This window comes from Herbaspirillum sp. GW103, from assembly GCF_000261365.1.
Classification (GTDB): domain Bacteria; phylum Pseudomonadota; class Gammaproteobacteria; order Burkholderiales; family Burkholderiaceae_D; genus Herbaspirillum.
In genome coordinates this window covers 610293-629668 of the sequence record NZ_AJVC01000004.1, presented here as the reverse complement: position 1 = coordinate 629668, position 19376 = coordinate 610293, and the positions used below count along the sequence as shown (strand labels likewise).

Below are 19376 nucleotides of genomic sequence, written 5' to 3'. Positions count from 1 at the left end.
TCGTCCTCAAGGATCAGAATTGTTCCCAGTCGCCGTTGTCGGCGCTGTCATGCTGGCTCCTGGCCTGGGCACCGGGACGGGCGGCAGGCGCAGGCTGGGCGATGTTCCTGGCGCGTGGCGCAGCCACCGCCGGACGTGCCGGGGTAATGTCACGCGGGGCGCTGGCCGCCCGGGCAGGCCGGACTGGGGCGGCTTGTACAGATGCCGCCACGTGCCTGTCATCCAAGCGGAACACGCCGACCGTCTGGCTCAGGCGTGCCGCCTGTTCCTGCAAGGCCTTGGCGGCCGCGGCAGCCTGTTCGACCAGGGCAGCGTTCTGCTGGGTATTTTCATCCATCTGCGTGACGGCATTGTTGATCTGTTCGATACCCTGGCTCTGCTCGGCGCCGGCAGCGGTGATCTCGGCGACGATGTCGGAGACGCGCTTGACGCTGGCCACCACCTCGTCCATGGTCTGGCCGGCTTCGCCGACCAGCTTGGTGCCGGTGTCGACCTTGGCCACCGAGTCGTCGATGAGCGCCTTGATTTCATGGGCCGCCGATGCGCTGCGCTGGGCCAGCGAACGTACTTCCGAGGCCACCACCGCGAAACCGCGTCCCTGTTCCCCGGCACGGGCCGCTTCCACGGCCGCATTCAGGGCCAGGATGTTGGTCTGGAAGGCAATGCCGTCGATGACCGCGATGATGTCCACGATTTTGCGCGACGATTCATTGATGGCATCCATGGTATGAACAACCTTGCCCACTACCTGGCCTCCAGCCTGGGCCACCTCGGAGGCCGAGACCGCCAGTTGGTTGGCCTGGCGGGCATTGTCGGAGTTTTGGCGCACGGTGGAAGTCAGTTCTTCCATGGCCGAGGCGGTTTCTTCCAGGGCGCCGGCCTGCTGTTCGGTACGGGAGGACAGGTCCATGTTGCCGGTAGCGATTTCGGCCGAAGCGGTGCTGATGGTGTCGGTGCCCACGCGCACTTCCTGGACGATCTTGAGCAGGTTGTCATTCATCTGCTTGAGCGCAGCCGTCAACTGGGCGGTTTCGTCGCGACCGGTGTTCTCCGGGATATGGGCGGTCAGGTCGCCTTCAGCCACCTGGCGGGCAATGGCTACGGCATTGACCAGGGGACGGGATACCAGGCGGGCAATCCACCACGACAGCAGCATGGCCAGCGCGATGCAGCTGGTGATCAGTCCGATGATGGCAAGCCGTGCGCGCTCGTAGACCTGGCGCGCCTGCACCTCGGAGGCGGCTGCGCCCTTGATGTTGACCGTGGTCAGTTCATTGATCTGGTCCTGCAGCTTGCGGTAGACCGGGGTGGAGATGGTATTGAGTACATCGTGACCAGCCGGCTTCTGGCCTTGCTCGAAGAGCTTCGTCATGCGCACATGGGCATCCTGGTAGGCCGCGATATTGCGCTGCAGATCCGGATAAATTTCCTTTTCGCGCGGTTCCGATACCAGCGTGCCGTAGTGCGTCATTTCCTTGGCAAGGATGTCCATCTGCTTCGCGGCGCGCTCGCGGGAAGCCTGTTCTTCCTTCTTGTCATCGGTCAGCAACTGCTGCATGTCGAAGCTGCGCGAGCGGGCCAGCGCCAGGCTGATCCGGGACAAGGTATTGATGCTGGGAAGCCAGTTGGCAGACACATCGTTGGCCGCCTTGTTCACCTCGGCCAGTTGCGCAACCGAGAAGCCCCCGAGCGCGACAATGAACAGCAGCACAACCAGGAAGGCTGCGTTGAGCTTGCTGGCAATTTTGAGATCGTAGAACCATTTCATGATGACGACTCCTGATGTGGGCGCGATATAGGAATAAAGGTGTGCGCTCAGGAACCATCATAAGTGGCTTCAGCAAATAAATCAAATAAATCGATTTAATCAGTTGTTTTATTTTCTTAGGGAATTTCCTGAATTCAACTCAGGTTTGCTGCATTCATGTCTTGTGCAGCCATTTTTCCACGGTATTCATCAAGCCGACCTGGGTGAAGGGCTTGCTGAGGTAGTCGTCCATGCCGGCATCCAGGCAGCGCTGGCGGTCGCCCTCGATGGCACTGGCGGTCAGCGCCACGATGGGGGTGCGCGGACGTCCCTGGGCCTGTTCGTAGGCGCGGATCTCGGCGGTGGCCTGGTAACCGTCCATGATGGGCATCATGCAGTCCATGAGCACCAGGTCATAGCTGCCGTTGCGCACTGCCTCCAAGGCCAGCTGGCCGTTTTCGACTTCCTGCAGGATGCAGCCGCGCCGCGCCAGCAGGATGCGCAGCAGTTGCCGGTTGATCTCGGTATCCTCGGCCACCAGGATGCGGGCGCCCCGCCAGCAGCGAGGGGAGTACTGTCGCCGACGCATCGACATTGGATGGCGGCTGGGGAGCGTTGTCGGGGGGCATGAGCGTACCCGGCGCCTCGGCGGCAGGCGGCAAAGCCGGCGCTGTCGTCGCCAGCGCGGTAGCGGGCGCAGGTGCAGCCGCCTCGCTCACCGGTTCAGGCGCCGGTGCCACGCCCTCCGGGCAGAGGATATCGAAACTGAACTTGGTGGATTGTCCCGGCACGCTCTGGCAGGCGATCTTGCCGCCCATCAGTTCCACCAGGTTCTTGCTGATGGCCAGACCCAGCCCGGTACCACCGAAGCGGCGTGAAATCGAGGAATCGGCCTGGGTGAAGGGCTGGAACAACTGGGCCAGGGACTCGGGAGAAATGCCGATGCCGCTGTCGGCAATGGCAAAGAAGAGTCGCCAGCGTTGCGGGCTGGATTCTTCACGGTGGGCCGACATGCTCAGCCGCACGTAGCCGGCCTGGGTGAACTTGATGGCATTGCTCAGCAGGTTGCCCAGCACCTGCTTCAGGCGCGAGGGGTCCCCGACCAGGCAGAGCGCCTCGTCACAATCGATGCGCACGTCCAGTTGCACGTCCTTGTTGTGGATCGAGGGCCGGTACAGCTCGGCCAGCTCGCGCACCAGCCGCGCCGGATGAAAGGCCACGCCTTCCAGGTCGAGCTTGCCCGATTCGATCTTGGAAAAATCCAGGATGTCGTTGATGATGCGCACCAGTCCGCCGGTGGCATTGTGGATGCTGTCGGCATAGTGTCGCTGCTTGTTTGACAGCCCCGACTCCATCAGCAATTCGGACAAGCCCAGGATGCCATTCATGGGGGTGCGGATTTCATGGCTGACCATGGCCAGGAAGCGCGACTTGGCTTCATTGGCATGGTCGGCTTCTTCCTTCAACTGCAAGGCCAGCTGGGCGTCCTGCTCACGCCGCTGCACTTGACGCAGGGCTACGCCAAAGCCGCCGATGAGGCCGATCAGGCTGATCACCGCTACCAGCATCAAGGGATACATGGATTCCAGCCATTCCCCGAAATAGACCTTGTCGGTCACGCCGATTTCCAGATACATCGGCGCATTGCGCACCGGTCGGTGGATGCCCAGCCAGTGCGACTGCATGAAGTAATAGGGCTGCTTGCCGTCGCTGTCGGCCGGGCGTGACGCGTGCAGGTCGGCCAGGGGGCGGATGTCGCGCTGCGCTGAGGTGTCGTGTGCCAAGGCGGTGGTGATCAGCGGTTTCTCGTCCAGGCGCGCCAGCAGGATGGAGAAGGGCTTGTCCTTGGTAACGGCAGCGAAGAAATCTTCAAAGAACGAACACGGCAGGGCGACCACCACGATGGCCAGCATGCGTCCCTGGCGGTCATTGATGCGGCGGCTCAGATAGAAGGTCGGCACACCGGCGGCCCGTGAATTGACGGTTTCGCTCAGGAAATCCTCACGCGAGGCATTCCTGCTGTGATGAAGGAAATAGTCGCGGTCGGTCAGATCCAGCGGTGGTGGCGGGAAGGTACGCGACAGGCCGATGATGCGGCCCTGGGCATTGCTGATGCCGATGCCCGAGATGAAGGGCAGGCCGCGGATCTTCTCGCGCATGGTCTGGGAATACGCGGCACTGCTGACGTGCTCGTAGAGCTGGGCGTCGTTGCTGACGTTGGCTGCTTCGATGTCGGACTGGATGCTGTCGAGGACCAGGCGGGCCGAGGAGATGGTCTGCGAGGTGCTTTCGGCCAGTACCGTGGAGAGCGTGGCCAGGTCATTGCGCCAGTCGTTGAGGCTGGCGCGGTACAGCAGTGCGCCCGAGATGAAGACGGTGCTCGCCAGCAACCCCAGCAGCAACCCGCCCAGGGTGAGGGCGGACTTGCGGATGCGCGGCGGGGCGGGCGTGGGTGGCGTCATGGGCAGGCAGGGGCTGGCTGGCCCTCGCGGGTCAGGGCTGCGCGAGGGAGCGCGCGCAGCGCCCGATTTCGTCCAGTACCAGTGCAAAGCTGGTCTGCAGTTGCACCAGTTCTTCCGGGCGCGGTGGCTGGCCGTTGCGGGCGGCCTGCTCGGTCTGCTGCAGCAGCGCCGTGAGCACATCGGCCTGGAACATGGCGCTCATGCCCTTGAGGCTATGGCTTTCGTGTCGGCTGCGCTCGGCATTGCCGTCCAGCGCGGCCTGCTCCAGCCGGGCGAAGATGGGCGGGGCACTATCGACGAAGGTGCGCGCCAGCGCGGCCACGGTCGCGGCATCGCCGCCCACGGCCTCCAGCAGCTGGCTCGGGTCAATATGATGATAGTGGCTCAGTGACTGGCCCAATGGCACGGTATTCCCCCTCTGTCCTGATCTGGTCGCGGCCGTTTTACTTCGGCTCTTGCAGCGGCAATGTGAAGCTGAATGTCGATCCTTGGTGTTGCTCGGACTGTAACATGAGTTGGCCTCCCATGAGCGTCACCAGCCGTTGCGCGATGGTCAGGCCGAGGCCCGCGCCGTCCTTGGCGCGTCGTTCGCTGTCGTCGGCCTGGGTGAACTTCTCGAAGATGGTATCGCGTTGCCCGGCGGGAATGCCGATGCCGGTGTCCTTGATGCGAATGGCCAACTCATTGCCGGCGCGGTCGACTTCGACCATGACGCGGCCGGTATCGGTGTAGCGCACGGCATTGCCGATCAGGTTTTCCAGCACGCGCAGCGTCTTGCGCTGGTCGCACACGATGATCTGCGGAACCTCGTCGGTGATGCGGCATTCCAGCAGCAGGCCCTTGGCCTGGGCAGCCTGGTAATGGCGCGCCATGGCCTGGCCGACCAGTTCGCGGATATTCTCGGGCTCGCGATGGACGCTCACCCGGCGGTCTTCCAGGGCGGTGACTTCAAGGATGGCGTCGACCAGCTCCAGCAGGCGGTTGCCGCTGTCATGGATGGCCGTGGCATATTGCGCCAGGGGGGACTCGCCCAGTTCCTCGCGCAGGGCATCCGAATAGCCCAGCACGCCATTGAGCGGCGTGCGGAATTCATGCGACATGTTGGCCAGGAAGCGCGACTTGGCCTGGCTGGCCTGCATGGCATCCTGGCGGCTTCTGACCAGCGAGCCGGCCATCCAGATCAGCACCGCATTGAAGACCAGCACCGCCAGCGTGATCAGCGAGGCCAGTGCCAGGGTGCGGTTGCGCTCACGATAATAGGGGGCCAGGCGTTCTTCGATGTCGATGCCCACCGAGGCATAGAGCGGATAGTCGTTGAGCTTGCGGAAGGCATAGATGCGCTCGCGGCCATCGATGCGGCTGACCGCATCGATCACGCCATTGCCCTGCGCCAGCATGGCGGCATAGACCTTGCCGCCGTTGATCTGCTCACCCATGGCATCCATGTCGCCGGTACGGCGCACGCGTACGACGCCATCGGCACCGACCAGGGTGATGACGCCATGGTGGCCGACATCGATCTGGTGGTACAGGCTGGTGAAATACTGGGGATCGATGGACACCACGATCACACCGCCAAAGCCGCCATCGGGTCGGTTGATGCGCCGGGTCAGCTGCAGCGACCACTTGTGCGAGACGCGCCCCAGTACCGGCTTGCTGATGAAGAATTTGTCCTCCCCCCCGTGCATGTGCACCTGTACGTGCTCACGGTCCGACAGATTCAGCGGGGTGAAGGGTTTGCTGGAGAGCACCACGTCGCCCTTGGCATTGACGACGGTGAAGAGGTTGTAGACATTGCGCGCCACCAGGCCATTGGCGATCTCGGTGGCCAGGTCCAGCGACTGGCCGCGCTCGGCATAGCGGTAGCGCAGGTAGACGGCGGCCTGGTCGGCTGCCTCGATGGTGCGGTAGGCGTGTTCGAGGAACAGCCGCGAGAGCGACTGGGCGTCGCGGCGGGCATCTTGCAGGTGGTTTTCGCGGCTGGCGTCGAGCTCCTTGAATGCCGCCAGCCACAGACCGCAGATCAGCAGCAGGGAAAACAGGCCCAGGGCCAGGCGCAGATCGATGCGCGCGAACCGGAGGGGCAGAGGGGGGTGTTTCCGGTCATCCATGGCACTGCTGGCCTTTCTTCGTTGGTCCCTTAGCGGGTTTCGCGCTCCCTGCGGGCACAGCAGGCCCGCATGTAACCGCGCAATTCATCAAAATTGACCGGTTTGGAGAAGAACACCACCCCGGCCGGAATACCACCGCGCATGGCCATCTCTTCGCCGTCCAGGCTGCTGACGATGGCGATGCTCACATCCTTGAGCTCCGGGTCGTGGAGGATGGTCTTGACCACCTCGTAGCCATCCATGCCTTCCATCACGATATCGGCCAGCACCACGTCGGGTTTGCTGCGCGCGATCTCCAGCAGCGCCTTGTAACCGTTGTCGCAATACACCAGGTCCAGCGGCAGGCCCCAGGAACCGAGGGCACTGGCATACAGCTCGCGCTGCAGGCGGTTGTCCTCGATCACCAGCACCGCGGTGCGGCCGTTGCCGGCACGTGGCGCCGGGCTGGCGCGTCCGTGTTCGCCTGCCTCGCCGCCCGAGGACGAGCCGGGGGTGGACTTGTAGGCATGCACGGCCGCCAGCGGGATGCGGCGGTGGCCGCCCTTGGTCTTCCAGGCCTCGATGATGCCGGCCTCCACCAACTGCTGGACGGAGGACACCGAGATGCCCAGGATGTGCGCCGCTTCCTGCGTGGTGCATACCTCGGAACTGGTTGTCTTTGCGGTTTTCATAAATCCATTATCGGTATTTTACACAAATAAATCAAATTCATTAGATAGAATTTGAATTCGATATAATCGTTTTTCGACGAAAAGCAACACTGCTGCCCATGGGCAATGCTTTGAAGGCCCATTATGCAGAGAATTTCGTGAGTTCGTCAGATTTTGTGTATTTTGCCTGCTTTTACCGGCTTTGGCAGCCATTACCATGCGCTGGGAGCGCCTGTCGGTGCGGGGCTCAGAGGGTATCGAGCTGGTTGCGCAGATCGGCGGCGCGTTGTTGCAGGGCCTCGATATCGGCGCTCTGCATTTTTCTGAGCTGCTGGTAGGCCATGCCCATGCGCGGGTTGTTGCCGAAGGTGGACTGGTGGCGCAGGAAGAAGTCCCAATAGAGGGCATTGAAGGGGCAGGCATTCGCGCTGGTCTTCTGCTTTGGATCGTAGGCGCAGCCCTGGCAGTAGTCGCTCATGCGGCCAATGTAGGCGGCGCTGCTCACGTACGGTTTGGTGGCGATGATGCCGCCGTCGGCCCACTGGCTCATGCCCAGGGTGTTGGGCAGCTCCACCCATTCGAAGGCATCGATATAGATGCCCAGATACCAGTGGTGCAGCTCCCGGGGATCGAGCCCGGCCAGCAGGGCGAAGTTGCCGATCACCATCAGGCGCTGGATGTGATGGGCGTGGGCCGTCTCCAGCGACTGGCCGATGGCGTGGCGCAGGCAGTTCATGCGCGTCTGTCCGCTCCAGAACCAGGCCGGCAGGGGCAGGCGATGGCCCAGGGCGTTGCGCTGGTCATAGCCGGGCATCTGCGACCAGTAGATGCCGCGTACATATTCACGCCAGCCGATGATCTGGCGAATGAATCCTTCCACTGCCGCCAGCGGCGCCCGTCCTTCGCGATAGGCTTCTTCGGCGCGGCGCACCACTTCCAGGGGATGCAGCATCTTGACGTTGAGGGCGAACGAGAGCAGCGAATGGAACAGCCGCTGCGCCTGGCTGCTCATGGCGTCTTCGTAGTCGCCGAAATGCGGCAGCACGGTGCTGATGAAGTGATCCAGATGTTGCAGGGCTTCGGTGCGGTCCAGCGGCCAGCGCAGTTGCGTGGCCTGGGCGTTGCCGAAACTGCGCACACCCTGGGCCTGCAGCATGTCCCACAGCGCAGCGTGATCGTGCGGCCGACGCCAGTCCGCGGGTTCGGGCGGGTCGCCGGGCCAGCGCTTGCGGTTGTCGTGGTCGAAATTCCATTGGCCGCCTGCGGGCTTGCCATCGCCATCGAGCAAGAGCTCGAAGCGCCGTCGCATCTGTCGGTAGAAATGCTCCATCAACCACTGCTTGCGGCCGGCGAAAAGGCGCGGCAGTTCGTGGCGCGCGGTGAGAAAATGCTCGCTGTCGCACACGGCAATCTCGCCCTGATGCGTGCTCGCCCAGGCCTGACCCCACTGCTGCAGCGTCTGGTCGACCCGCCATTCATCCGGTGCCTGCCATTGCACCTGACGGGCCTGGTAGTGGACCGCCAGGGCATCGAGGTTATCGACCAGCGACTGCCGGTTGCAGGGATCGTCCAGCCGGATGTAGCGCACCCGATGACCGGCCTGGCGCAACTGCTCACCGAAGGCCCGCATGGCGGCGAAGATGGCCAGGATCTTTTGCGCGTGGTGCAGCACGTAGTCGGTCTCGGAGCGCACTTCCATGAGCACGTAGACCACCTCGGGATCGACCTGGTCGAACCAGGAGTGCTGTGGATTCAACTGGTCGCCCAGGAGCAGGCGCAGGGTGGATGCCGGGTGCGATGGCGCGTTGGAATTTTTAGTCATGGTGGGTAAAACGGTAGAGCGGAAGACCGATCATGCGGGATGCTGGCGACCATAGCGCCCCAGCACCAGAAAAGCCGCCAGTTTCAGCACGCAGGGCAGCGCCGCATAGACCAGCGGCAGGCTGCTGCTGGGTCCCTGGCCCGGGTGGTAACCGAGCGCCGACAACAGCGGCAGGGCGATGCCCGCCAGTGCCAGGGCCAGCTTGCCCAGCATGGTGAGGATGCCGAAGGCGCTGCCCACCGATCCAGGCTGGGTGACCACGCGCGCCAGCAGGACCGGTGGCAGCAGCAGGTCCGCACCGAGTGCCGCGCCGGTGGCCAGGCATACGGCGAGAAACGCCCAGCGCTCGCCCGGCCCCAGCAGAACCGCAGCGACGAAGCCGACGATGGACAGCAGCATGGCCTGGCGCCAGCAGGCGATCGGTCCGATGCGGCGTGCCAGGGCGCTCCAGAGTGGCAGCCCCAGCGCGGCTGCGCCGAAATAGGTCGCCAGGAAGACGCCGGCCAGTGCGCGCTCCTGCAATTGATCCTCGATGAAGAACAGCGCCAGTGTCGCCGGAACGGCAGCCGACAGGGCATTGAGCAGGTAGGGCGGCAATAGCGCGCGAAACGCCCGGTTGGCCCACAGCCCGCGCAGCGACACCGCCCAGCGCTGGCCCTGCGCCGTCATCGCTGGCGCCGGCTGGCGCAGCAGCAGCAACAGCGCACCGCCCAGTACGGCAGTGAAGAACAGGCAATACCAGGTGATGCGCTGGTCGATCAATGCCGGGTCTGCGGCCAGGATGCCGACCGGTATCACGCTGGCGACGATCACCCCGGCCAGGCCCGCACCTTCACGCCAGGCGACGGCGCGCATGCCCTGTTCCGGCAGGCGCGAGCCCCAGGACAGATAGGCGATGCTCAACATGCTGTGGGCGCCGTAGGCCAGCACCAGCATGCCGACCAGCCACACCATGGCGGCCTGGGGCGTGGCGGGGGGCTTCCAGAGGCATATGAAGGCAAATGTCAGCACCACGCCTGCGGCGGCCATCCAGCGCTTCTGCCGTTGCGCCGAGCGGTCCAGCAAGTGACCGAAAAGGGGATCTTGCAGCATGTCCAGCAGGCGCGCCGCAAACAGCACCCAACCCAGCGGCGCCAGCGCCACGCCGACGTGGCTGGCGTAGTAGGCCGGGATCTGCACGAACAGTGGCAGCGCCGCCATGGCCAGCGGTGCGCCCAGCATGCCATAGGCGGCATTGCCGGCCCGCGAGCGCGGCGCGCAGGAGGGCTCCATCACTGCGCTCAAGGTATCTCCCCGAGCAGGCGGCGACGCAGCTTGTCGTCACGGCTGGGCTGGCCCAGCCAGATGTTGAAGAAGGAGCGCGCCAGTTCCGGATCGGCGATCTCGGCCAGCATCCGGTTGCGGTCATACAGGCGCATGCCGCGCCGGGGCAGATAGACGCCGACCAGTTCATCGCCATCGGCCACGTCCACGAAGGCGCTCTCCAGCTCGCTCTTCCAGCGCGCCAGGGTCGGGCCGGCGATGGGGGCCGGACTCATGCGTTTGATTTCATCGATGGAGGTGGAAGCCAGCTTGTCGCGGCTGATCTTGACCTGGTAATCCAGCTGCAGGGCAAAGGGCTGGTTTTCATCCAGCGGCTTTTGTGCTGCCCACAGGGTGGCATGATAGATGCGGAAACCCAGCCAGGTCATGGTGCCGCTGCCGAGCCGCTCAACCCGGGCGGGCAGGGCTTCGCGCCAGGGCTCGCTGGCATGGGCAGCGCGGCCCGGGCACAGGGCCGCCAGCGCCAGCAGCAGCATGCAGCAGAACAGTTGCAGGCGCTGTCGGTGCGCTTGGCGCGGCAGTTCGAGGGGGGCAACGGTAGCGTCGGGCATCGGGAGTCTCCTCAACACTTTGGGTGACCAGGGGATTACCAGTATAAGATAAAAGCTACCAATTGGTATTTAATATTTACCAATCGGTATTGACACGTTGCTCAGCGCGTCCATTTGCGCTCATAGTCCATTTCCGCGAAGTGCTGCAGGAGGAAGTCGACGAACACGCGCACCCTGGCCGGCAGGTGCTTGCGGCCCTGGTAGGCGATGTTGATGGTCAGGCGAGGCAAGTCCCATTCGTCCAGCACCGGGACCAGGCGGCCTGCGACGACGTCGTCATAGATGATGTAGTTGGGCTGGATCAGGATGCCCAGTCCCTCCAGCGCGGCGGCGCGGATGATCTGGCCGTCGTTGGATTGCATCAGGGCGCTGATGTCCAGCTGCCGTTCATGGCCGTCGCGATGGGTGAAGCGCAGCTGGTTGGGGTGGTTGGCGTGGCTGTACACCAGCAGGTCATGCGCGGCCAGCTCTTCGAGCGACCGTGGTACGCCGCGCGCGGCCAGGTAGCCGGGGGAGGCGGCCAGGATGCGGCGGGTGGCCGCCAGGCGGCGCACGGCGATGTTGGAATCCGGCTCGAACTCGCGGGTACGGATGGCCACGTCGATGCCGCTGTCGAGCAGGTCGACGTAGCGGTTGGCCGAGACCACGTCGAGGGTGATGTCCGGATAGAGCCGATGAAAGCGTGGCAGCAGCGGGCTGATGTGCTTCATGCAGAAGGACAGCGAGGAGGTCACCCGCAGCAGTCCGCCCGGTGCGACGCTGTTGGCGTTGACCAGGGCTTCGGCTTCCTTCATCTGCGTGAGTGCCGCCTTGCATTGGCGGTAGAAGCTCTCGCCGGCCTGGCTCAGGCCCAGGCGGCGCGTACTGCGTTCCACCAGACGTGCGCCCAGGCGTTCTTCCAGCGCCGCCAGGCTGCGGCTGGCGGCGGCATTGGACATGCCCAGCGCTTCGGCCGCGCGCGAGAGACTGCCCAGCTCGGCTACCTGCACGAAGAGTTCGAATTGATTCCAGCGGTCCATGGGGCGGCTTTCCTGGCGAGGTGGGCAGTCCGAAGTGGAAAACAGTTTTCCACATTCGTCATATATCTGCAGAAAAATAAGACCTATATTACCGCTCAGCGAAAAAATCAAAACCATTTTCCCCATCGCCGAGGAGACCATGCTCAATCTCAACGAAGACACCATCACCCAGGCCGTCCTGGCGCGCCATGCCGGCATGGCCGATGAACGCCTGCGGCAGATCGTGACCAGCCTGGTGCAGCATCTGCATGCCTTTGCGCGCGAAGTCAGGCTGACCGAGGAGGAGTGGTTTGCGGGCATCCGTTTCCTCACCGAGACCGGGCAACTGTGTTCGGACAAGCGCCAGGAATTCATTCTGCTCTCCGACACGCTCGGGCTGTCCACGCTGGTGATGGCACAGCAGCACCACAAGCCGGCCGGCTGCACCGAGGCGACCGTGTTCGGTCCTTTCCACGTGGAGGACTCCCCGGTTTATCCGCTGGGGGCGGATATTTCCAACGGGGCCAAGGGGCAGCCCTGCTTCGTCAGCGGCAGCGTACGCGGTCTGGATGGCCAAGCCGTTGCCAACGCCAGGATGGAAGTCTGGCAAGCCGATGAGGATGGTTTCTATGACGTGCAGTATCCGGACCTGGCGCAGTTGCAGGCGCGCGGTACGCTTCATACCGATGCGGCCGGGCGTTACCACTTCCGCAGCATCCTCGCCAATTCGTATCCGATCCCGCACGACGGCCCGGTGGGCAAGATGCTGGAGACCCTGGGCCGTCATCCGTGGCGACCGGCGCACCTGCATTTCCGCATCCAGGCCGAGGGCTATGAGACGCTGATTACCCACGTCTTCCGTCGTGGCGATGAATACCTGCAATCCGATGCCGTCTTCGGTGTACGCTCCACCCTCATTGCCGACTGGCCGCGCCACGAGGCCGGTACCGCGCCCGATGGCACGGTGTGTGACCAGCCCTTTTACACGCTGGACTATGATTTCATCCTCAATCCCCAGCGCACCTGAGTCCGCCATGTCCCTGTCCGCGCCCAGTTTCACTTATAGCAGCGCTGCTGCCCGTGTCATCTTCGGTGCCGGCAGCCTGCAACATCTGGTTCGAGAAACCGAGCTTCTGGGCGCGCATCGTGCCCTGGTACTGTGTACGCCCGGCCAGCGTGCCGAGGCCGAGCGCGTGGCGTCCCTGATTGGCGATCGTTGCGCCGGGGTATTCGACCAGGCCGTCATGCACGTGCCTATCGAGACGGCACGACACGCGCGGTCGGTGGCCCAGGCGCTGGGCGCGGACTGTGCCATCGCCATTGGGGGCGGGTCCACCATGGGATTGGGCAAAGCCATTGCACTGGAATCCGAGCTGCCCATCCTGGCCATCCCGACCACCTATGCCGGTAGCGAGATGACGCCCATTTACGGCATCACCGAAGCGGGTCTCAAGAAGACCGGCCGCGCCGCGCGCGTGTTGCCGCGCACGGTCATCTATGATCCCGAATTGAGTCTTGGCCTGCCGCTGCCGCTGTCGGTGACCAGTGGCATCAACGCCATGGCACATGCGGCCGAGGGCCTGTATGCGCCGGACGCCAACCCCATCATGTCGCTGCTGGCCGAAGAGGGCTTGCGCGCACTGGCCGAGGGTTTGCCGCAGCTGCTGGTGCGCAGTGATGATCTCGCGGCACGCAGTCAATGCCTGTATGGTGCCTGGCTGTGCGGCACGGTGCTGGGCAATGTGGGCATGTCGCTGCATCACAAGCTGTGCCACACCCTGGGAGGCAGTTACAACCTGCCGCATGCGCAGACGCATACCGTGATCCTGCCGCATGCGCTGGCCTACAATGCACCGGCCGCACCGCAGGCCATGCAGCGCATCGCACGGGCACTGGGCACCGACGATGCCGCGCAGGGGCTGCATGCGCTGGCGCGCAAGCTGCGGGCGCCGTTGTCCTTGCGCGAGCTGGGTATGCCCTATGAGGCGCTGGATCGCTGCACCGACATCGCCTTGCAGAATGCCTATGCCAATCCGCGTCCGCTGGAGCGCGCGGCGCTGCGGACCTTGCTGGAGCGTGCCTGGCAGGGGGATGCGCCTGAGTGACGTATGGTGTGGCGGTGCAAGGCTTGCATAGACGACGTCCAGATTACCAGGAGACCGCCAGGCCAGGAACATCGGCCAGGCCACGGGCGGCCTCTCCCGGAGGGTTGCCCCCAGAAGGCGCGCTGGCCGCGTTGCACGTCAGGGCTGGTGGCACCACCACCAGCCCTGACGCGCGCCTTGCCACCACGCCTTCTGGGGGCAACGCATCTCACAGATTGAATGTGAACAGGCCCTAATCCACCTCTGGCCGCAGCTCGTCCTGGAACTGCGCTACTTGTGTGCCACGCACTGAACAGCCGATGCGACTACCCGGGAAAGCTGGATCGCGCGAAGCTTCAATGACCAAGGAGCGCTCGCCCAGTACATTGGCCTGGGCCCGATAATGCTCAAAGCGCGTGGTGCGGTGCCATCCGCCGCGATCAAAGATTTCCATGCGCACGTAGTTGCCTTCCAGCTCGCGGCTGGTGCGCTTGAAGTTGGGGATGGCCGCACCCAAGGCTTTGACCAGTTGTTCCGGCGTAGCCGGACTGAAGAAACCCCAGCTGATCTTCTGCAACTGGCCGTTGATTTCCAGGCGTTCGTCGTAGTAGCCGCTCAGGATTTGTCCGTAGGCCTGTGCCGGGGCCGCTACGGCGATGTGGTTGCGGCCTGCGGTGCTACGGTCCGGGACATCGATACTGGCCACCGGGCCTTTGAGGGTGACCACGAAAGCCGGTTGCAACGCGCCGGAGAACTGGCGTACCGTCGCCGCGAAGCTGGCGTCGCAACTGCCAAGCGCCTTGAGGACGTTTTCCAACGGCGTGCGCTGGTCGGTCACCGCGGCGGACACCGCCTTCGTGCGCAATTCGTCGCGTTGTGCTGCTTGCTGCGACTTCACTGCCAGCCGCTGCTGCTTGATTTGCAACTTGGCCATGCGCTCTTCCGGCGTGGAGCAGGCGGTGGTCAATAGAAGTGTGCCGGCTGCGAGCAGCCAGATGCGTGATGTGGACATGTTTTCCCCTTGATATGTCTACGTGGTTGAGTGTTCTTGTTCGGTGATGCGGTTTACTGCGGTCCAGCGATGACAGTCTTGCGGTGTATTAGCCGCCGTCGTATTGCTGCGGTGTTGCGTTGCTCTGGCTGCCGGTAAGCTCCAGAAGGGTCGGCAGCGCGATGTCTTGCGCAGGGTGCAGCCGCACCGGCACCGTAGTACAGAGACACAGATGGTAGTGCGCCCCAGGTTCATGATGCAGGAAGGACGGAGCGTCGCCAGTCAAGGCAACCTGGTTCTGACGGGCGTTGTGGCGGCATTTGTAATCGGCCTCCTTGGCGCACCACAGCCGATAGAAGGCGGCTTCCCGCTGGTCGCCGGTGAGGCCTTCCAGGCTGGACAACTCATGCGGTGTGAAGGCCAGCTCCGCCAGTGCCGACAGGTCGCGTTCGGGCGCCGGAGCTTCGATGTCCACGCCGATCTGCGTGCCCACTCCTACCGCACAGGCGATCCAGCCGCGGCTGTGCGAGAGGCTGACCGCTGGCTGCCCGACCCCATCGGCCAGCTCACCTGCGATGCGCACGACCGGAGCGGCCCCGCCTGGCTCGCTTACCGCGATGTCGTCCAGGCGGCAGCCACTGACCTGCATGAGTGCATGGCGCATCAGCAGCCGGGCCAGCAGGAATTCGCCCGCACGCTGCGGACGCAGGAAACCCTGCAGGCGCATGCGCTCATTGGGCGACAGGACCGCCGCCAGTCGGGCCAGCGTGGAGGAACATGCGCCCGCGCCGACGAAGCTGCGGCCATCCACCACCCAGGCTACGGTGAAGGCCATGACGACTTACTTGCCCAGCTTGCCGATGTCGCCCTTGAGGGCGACACCGGCCATGGTGGCGGCCAGCGCCAGGGTCAGTGCGAGGGAGAGGGAAATGATCTTCATATCGCTTGTTTTCCTTGTCATGAGAGGAGGCAGAGGAGGGGCGTTCAGGGCCAGCGTCTGAAAATGAGCGAGGTGTTGATGCCACCGAAGGCAAAGTTGTTCGACATCACGTATTCGCACTGCAGTGCGCGGCCTTGCCCGGTGAGGTAGTCCAGTTCGCCGCAGTCGGAGTCGGGATGCTGCAAATTGATGGTCGGAGCGAACCAGCCGTGACGCATCATCTCGATGGACAGCCAGGCTTCCAGCGCGCCGCAGGCACCCAGGGTATGGCCCATGTAGCTCTTGAGCGAGCTGATCGGTACGCGATGGCCGAACACGCGTGCGGTGGCCTGGGTCTCAGCCAGATCACCTTGGCGCGTACCGGTGCCGTGCGCATTGATGTAGCCGATGGACGAGGCCGGCAAGCCGGCGTCGTCCAGCGCCATCTGGATAGCCGCCTGCATGGTGGCAGCGTTGGGATTGGTGACGTGGGCGCCGTCGCTGTTGGTGCCGAAACCGACGATCTCGGCATAGATCCGCGCCCCGCGTGCCTGGGCGTGTTCCAGGTCTTCCAGAATCAGGCTGCCGGCGCCTTCGCCCAGCACCAGGCCGTCGCGGTCGCGGTCGAAGGGGCTGGGCGTGAGCTTCGGAGTGTCGTTGCGAACGCTGGTGGCGTAGAGCGTATCGAAGACTGCGGCTTCGGTGGCGCACAGTTCTTCCGAACCGCCAGCGACCATCGCCACCTGACGCGCACTGCGGATGGTCTCGTACGCATAGCCGATGCCCTGGCTGCCCGAGGTGCAGGCGCTGGACGTGGTGATGATGCGACCGGTAATGCCGAAGAATACGCCCATGTTCACTGGCGCCGTGTGGGCCATCATCTTCAGGTAGGTATTGGCGTTGATGTCGCGGGTATTCTTTTCGGCGAACATCATGGCGAAGTCGGCAATCGCATTGGGCGTGCCGGCCGAGGAGCCATAGGCGATGCCCAGTTGGCCGCTCTTGAGCAGAGGATCTTCCAGCAGCCCGGCATCGGCCAGCGCCCATTCGCTGGCGCGGGTGGCCATCAGGGCGACCCGGCCCATGCTGCGCGTGGTCTTGCGGTTGTAGCGTTCGGACAGCGAAAACTCTGCTGCCGGTGCACCCAGGCGGGTGTGCAGGCCGATGTAGTCATCCCAGCCGGGCATGCGCTGCACGGCATTGGTATAGGTTTTCAACTGCGCCAGTGCGCTGGTCCAGTCGGTGCCGATGGGACTGATGCCGGCCATGCCGGTGACCACCACCCGGCGCTCGCTGCGCGGATGCGTCATGCCAGGCCTCCGTTGACCGAGATTACCTGGCGCGTGATGTAGGCCGCATCGGGCGACATCAGGAAGGCCACGGCCGCCGCCACTTCCTCGGGCTTGCCGGCGCGGCGGGCGGGGATCAGTTTGAGGATTTCCTCGACGGGAGCGTCTTCGGTCATGTCGGTATCGATCAGGCCGGGGGCGACGCAATTGACGGTGATGTCGCGCTTGGCCAGTTCCAGCGCCAGCGCCTTGGTGGCGCCGATGACGCCGGCCTTGGCCGCGCTGTAGTTGACCTGGCCGCGATTGCCGATCAGCCCGGACACCGAGGCCAGGGTCACGATGCGGCCCGCAGCGCGCCGCCGCACCATGGGCATGACCAGCGGATTGAGCACGTTGTAGAAACCATCGAGGTTGGTGCGCAAGACGCTGTCCCAGTCTTCGCCGGGCATGGCGGGAAACGCGTTGTCGCGGGTGATGCCGGCGTTGCAGACCACGCCGTAGTAGCAGCCGTGCTGTTCCACGTCCGCCAGCAGGGCTTGCGAGGCTTGCTCGCGGTGGGCGACGTCGAATTGCAGTACGCGGACCTGACGGCCCAGCGCCGCGATCTCGGCGGCTACCTGGTCGGCGGCGTCGCGCCGTGCATGGCAATGCAGGACGATGTGGTACCCCTCGCGTGCCAGGCGCAGCGCGATAGCGCGGCCGATGCCCCGGCTCGAGCCGGTGACGAAAATGCTGTGTTCTCCCGATGTGGTCATGCCATGCCTTCTTGAAGATAGTGTGTTGCGTCGTGCGGCTGGAACACCGACACGGTGGCTTGCGCCAGTTCTTGTTGCGTCGCCAGGTCGGTGATGCGGCATTCGAAGGAGCCCAGCCCGTTCTCCGCCTGCAACAGCAGTTGCACCGACACCCCCAGGCGCATGCCGGTGGCAAATTCGGGAACTGCGCAGTGATAGCGGCGCGATCCCAGCAGAAAGCCGATCTTGGCGCGACCGCCCTGGCGCAGTTCGTGGTAACCGGCCCAGGCGGCGATGCTCTGCGCCATGTATTCGATGCCGACCCAGGCTCCTACGCCGCTGCCCTGCCGGAAGAGGCTGTCGTGGCGGATTTCCAGTTCGGCCTGCAGTTGATCGTGGCTCACCGCCACCACGCGGTCGATCAGGATCATGGGGGCGGCGTGCGGCAGCAGTTGCTCAATCGGCGGGATATCTTGCAGGGCCGGATTCATGTGTCCTCCCGGCGAGAAAACACCAGCGCCACGTTGCTGCCGCCAAAGGCGAAGGAGTTGGAGAGCACGTGCCGCAGCGGCCGGCCCAGAGCTTGCCCGATCGCTACCGGCGCCAGTGGCGGCAGCACCGGATCAGGCACGCCATCCCACAGATGCGGCGGCAGCAGGCCGTCCGGATTGCCGTCCTGCATCAGGAGCCAGCACAGTCCGGCCTCAACGGCGCTGGCCGCGCCCAGGGTGTGGCCGGTGAAGGGCTTGGTCGAGCTCACCGGCACTTCCAGCCCGAACAGGGTCTCGATGACGTGTGACTCCATCGCATCATTTTGCGCTGTTGCCGTGCCGTGCAGGTTGATGTAGTCGATCTGGTCAGCGCGCAGTCCGGCACGGCGCAAAGCCTGGCTGATAGCCAGTTGTGCGCCCCGGCCCCGGGGATCGGGGGCCGAGATGTGATAGGCGTCGGAGGATTCGCCCCACCCGCTCAATTGCACGGGCGCCGGCTCGCGCGTGAGCAGGAACAGGGCCGCAGCTTCGCCGATGTTGATGCCCTGGCGATGCAGTGAGAGCGGATTGCAACGTTGGGTGCTCACTGATTCCAGTGCGGTGAAGCCGGCAATGGTGAAATCGCACAAGCTGTCGACGCCGCCGCAGAGCACGGCGTCGCAAAGACCCATGTTGAGCAGGCGTGCAGCACTGGCGATGGCCTTGCCGCTGGAAGCGCAGGCGCTCGATTGCACGTAGGCCGGACCGGTGGTGCCCAGCGTCAGTTGCAACGCGGCGGCGGGCGAGCCCAATTCTTGCTGGCCGTAATGATAGCCGGGCGGAAAGCTGCCGCTGCTGGCCCGTGCGGCAAAGGCGGCCTCGCCCTCGGCGATGCCGGAGGTACTGGTCCCGAGCACGATGCCAATACGTTCTGCGCCATGGCGGGCGATGGCGGCATCGACCTGAGCACGGATGGGTTGCAGTGCTGCCAGCGCCAGGCGATTGTTGCGGCTGCGTTCGCGCAGGGGCAGATGGCTGTCTTCCGGGAGCAGCGTATCCTCGCTCACGGCGCCCAGTGCCAGTGGCGTGCCATTTGCGTCGACATGGCGTGCATCGTCGCGCAGGCCGCTCTGGCCGGCCAGCAAGCGCGCACGGATCGTCTCGTGCGTGCCGCCTAGCGGGCAGACCATGCCGAGGGCGTTGAGATAAAGGCTCATGCTTGGGG

Annotated in this window: 18 protein-coding genes; 2 read left to right on the top strand and 16 right to left on the bottom strand. The window is 64.3% G+C overall.

What is annotated here, in order from left to right:
• Positions 1-13 precede the first annotated feature (13 nt).
• The 10 genes from GWL_RS14950 to GWL_RS14905 all read right to left on the bottom strand — a co-directional run bounded on the left by GWL_RS14950 (position 14) and on the right by GWL_RS14905 (position 11685).
• Positions 14-1768, bottom strand: coding sequence for a methyl-accepting chemotaxis protein (locus GWL_RS14950; RefSeq protein WP_008331638.1), 1755 nt, complete (start codon positions 1766-1768; stop codon positions 14-16).
• Between the two features lie 154 nt (positions 1769-1922).
• Entirely contained in the window at positions 1923-2240 is a 318-nt protein-coding gene (locus GWL_RS23930) for a response regulator (RefSeq protein ID WP_237713593.1), read from the bottom strand.
• Positions 2161-4209 carry an ATP-binding protein gene (locus GWL_RS14940; protein ID WP_008331636.1) on the bottom strand — a complete coding sequence of 683 codons (2049 nt, stop codon included), beginning with the start codon at positions 4207-4209 and terminating at the stop codon, positions 2161-2163. Before GWL_RS14940 ends, GWL_RS23930 begins: the two co-directional genes overlap by 80 nt.
• A gap of 31 nt (positions 4210-4240) precedes the next feature.
• Complete coding sequence (locus tag GWL_RS14935) at positions 4241-4615, bottom strand: Hpt domain-containing protein (RefSeq protein WP_157174256.1); 375 nt, start codon at positions 4613-4615, stop codon at positions 4241-4243.
• Between the two features lie 37 nt (positions 4616-4652).
• Entirely contained in the window at positions 4653-6320 is a 1668-nt protein-coding gene (locus GWL_RS14930) for an ATP-binding protein (protein ID WP_008331632.1), read from the bottom strand.
• 29 nt (positions 6321-6349) lie between these two features.
• Positions 6350-6991, bottom strand: coding sequence for a response regulator (locus tag GWL_RS14925; protein WP_008331625.1), 642 nt, complete (start codon positions 6989-6991; stop codon positions 6350-6352).
• A gap of 226 nt (positions 6992-7217) precedes the next feature.
• Positions 7218-8792 carry a cryptochrome/photolyase family protein gene (locus tag GWL_RS14920; protein WP_008331624.1) on the bottom strand — a complete coding sequence of 525 codons (1575 nt, stop codon included), beginning with the start codon at positions 8790-8792 and terminating at the stop codon, positions 7218-7220.
• Between the two features lie 30 nt (positions 8793-8822).
• Complete coding sequence (locus GWL_RS14915; RefSeq protein WP_237713592.1) at positions 8823-10067, bottom strand: MFS transporter; 1245 nt, start codon at positions 10065-10067, stop codon at positions 8823-8825.
• 5 nt (positions 10068-10072) lie between these two features.
• Entirely contained in the window at positions 10073-10666 is a 594-nt protein-coding gene (locus tag GWL_RS14910; protein WP_008331613.1) for a chalcone isomerase family protein, read from the bottom strand.
• A gap of 101 nt (positions 10667-10767) precedes the next feature.
• Positions 10768-11685, bottom strand: coding sequence for a LysR family transcriptional regulator (locus tag GWL_RS14905; protein WP_008331611.1), 918 nt, complete (start codon positions 11683-11685; stop codon positions 10768-10770).
• Positions 11686-11824: 139 nt separating this feature from the next.
• On the opposite strand from GWL_RS14905, the gene GWL_RS14900 reads away from it, so the two are divergent.
• Both GWL_RS14900 and GWL_RS14895 read left to right on the top strand, forming a co-directional pair.
• Positions 11825-12691 (top strand): intradiol ring-cleavage dioxygenase, encoded by an 867-nt coding sequence (locus GWL_RS14900; RefSeq protein WP_008331610.1) that lies wholly within the window; start codon positions 11825-11827, stop codon positions 12689-12691.
• 7 nt (positions 12692-12698) lie between these two features.
• On the top strand, positions 12699-13769 hold the full coding sequence (locus GWL_RS14895; RefSeq protein ID WP_008331608.1) for a maleylacetate reductase: 1071 nt from the start codon (positions 12699-12701) through the stop codon (positions 13767-13769).
• 232 nt (positions 13770-14001) lie between these two features.
• On the opposite strand, the gene GWL_RS14890 is transcribed toward GWL_RS14895, so the two are convergent.
• The 6 genes from GWL_RS14890 to GWL_RS14865 form a co-directional block, all read right to left on the bottom strand.
• Positions 14002-14760: a hypothetical protein gene (locus tag GWL_RS14890; RefSeq protein WP_008331606.1), complete on the bottom strand. Its 759-nt coding sequence runs from the start codon at positions 14758-14760 to the stop codon at positions 14002-14004.
• Positions 14761-14848: 88 nt separating this feature from the next.
• Positions 14849-15574: a 4'-phosphopantetheinyl transferase superfamily protein gene (locus tag GWL_RS14885; RefSeq protein WP_008331603.1), complete on the bottom strand. Its 726-nt coding sequence runs from the start codon at positions 15572-15574 to the stop codon at positions 14849-14851.
• Positions 15575-15723: 149 nt separating this feature from the next.
• Positions 15724-16968 (bottom strand): beta-ketoacyl-ACP synthase, encoded by a 1245-nt coding sequence (locus tag GWL_RS14880; RefSeq protein ID WP_008331600.1) that lies wholly within the window; start codon positions 16966-16968, stop codon positions 15724-15726.
• The gene (gene fabG, locus GWL_RS14875; RefSeq protein WP_008331599.1) at positions 16965-17702 is read right to left on the bottom strand and encodes a 3-oxoacyl-ACP reductase FabG; all 738 of its coding nucleotides are present in this window, start codon (positions 17700-17702) and stop codon (positions 16965-16967) included. Before fabG ends, GWL_RS14880 begins: the two co-directional genes overlap by 4 nt.
• Complete coding sequence (locus GWL_RS14870) at positions 17699-18172, bottom strand: hotdog family protein (RefSeq protein WP_008331598.1); 474 nt, start codon at positions 18170-18172, stop codon at positions 17699-17701. The genes fabG and GWL_RS14870 overlap by 4 nt, the downstream gene beginning before the upstream one ends.
• Positions 18169-19368: a beta-ketoacyl-[acyl-carrier-protein] synthase family protein gene (locus GWL_RS14865; protein WP_008331597.1), complete on the bottom strand. Its 1200-nt coding sequence runs from the start codon at positions 19366-19368 to the stop codon at positions 18169-18171. The genes GWL_RS14870 and GWL_RS14865 overlap by 4 nt, the downstream gene beginning before the upstream one ends.
• Between the last annotated feature and the right edge of the window lie 8 nt (positions 19369-19376).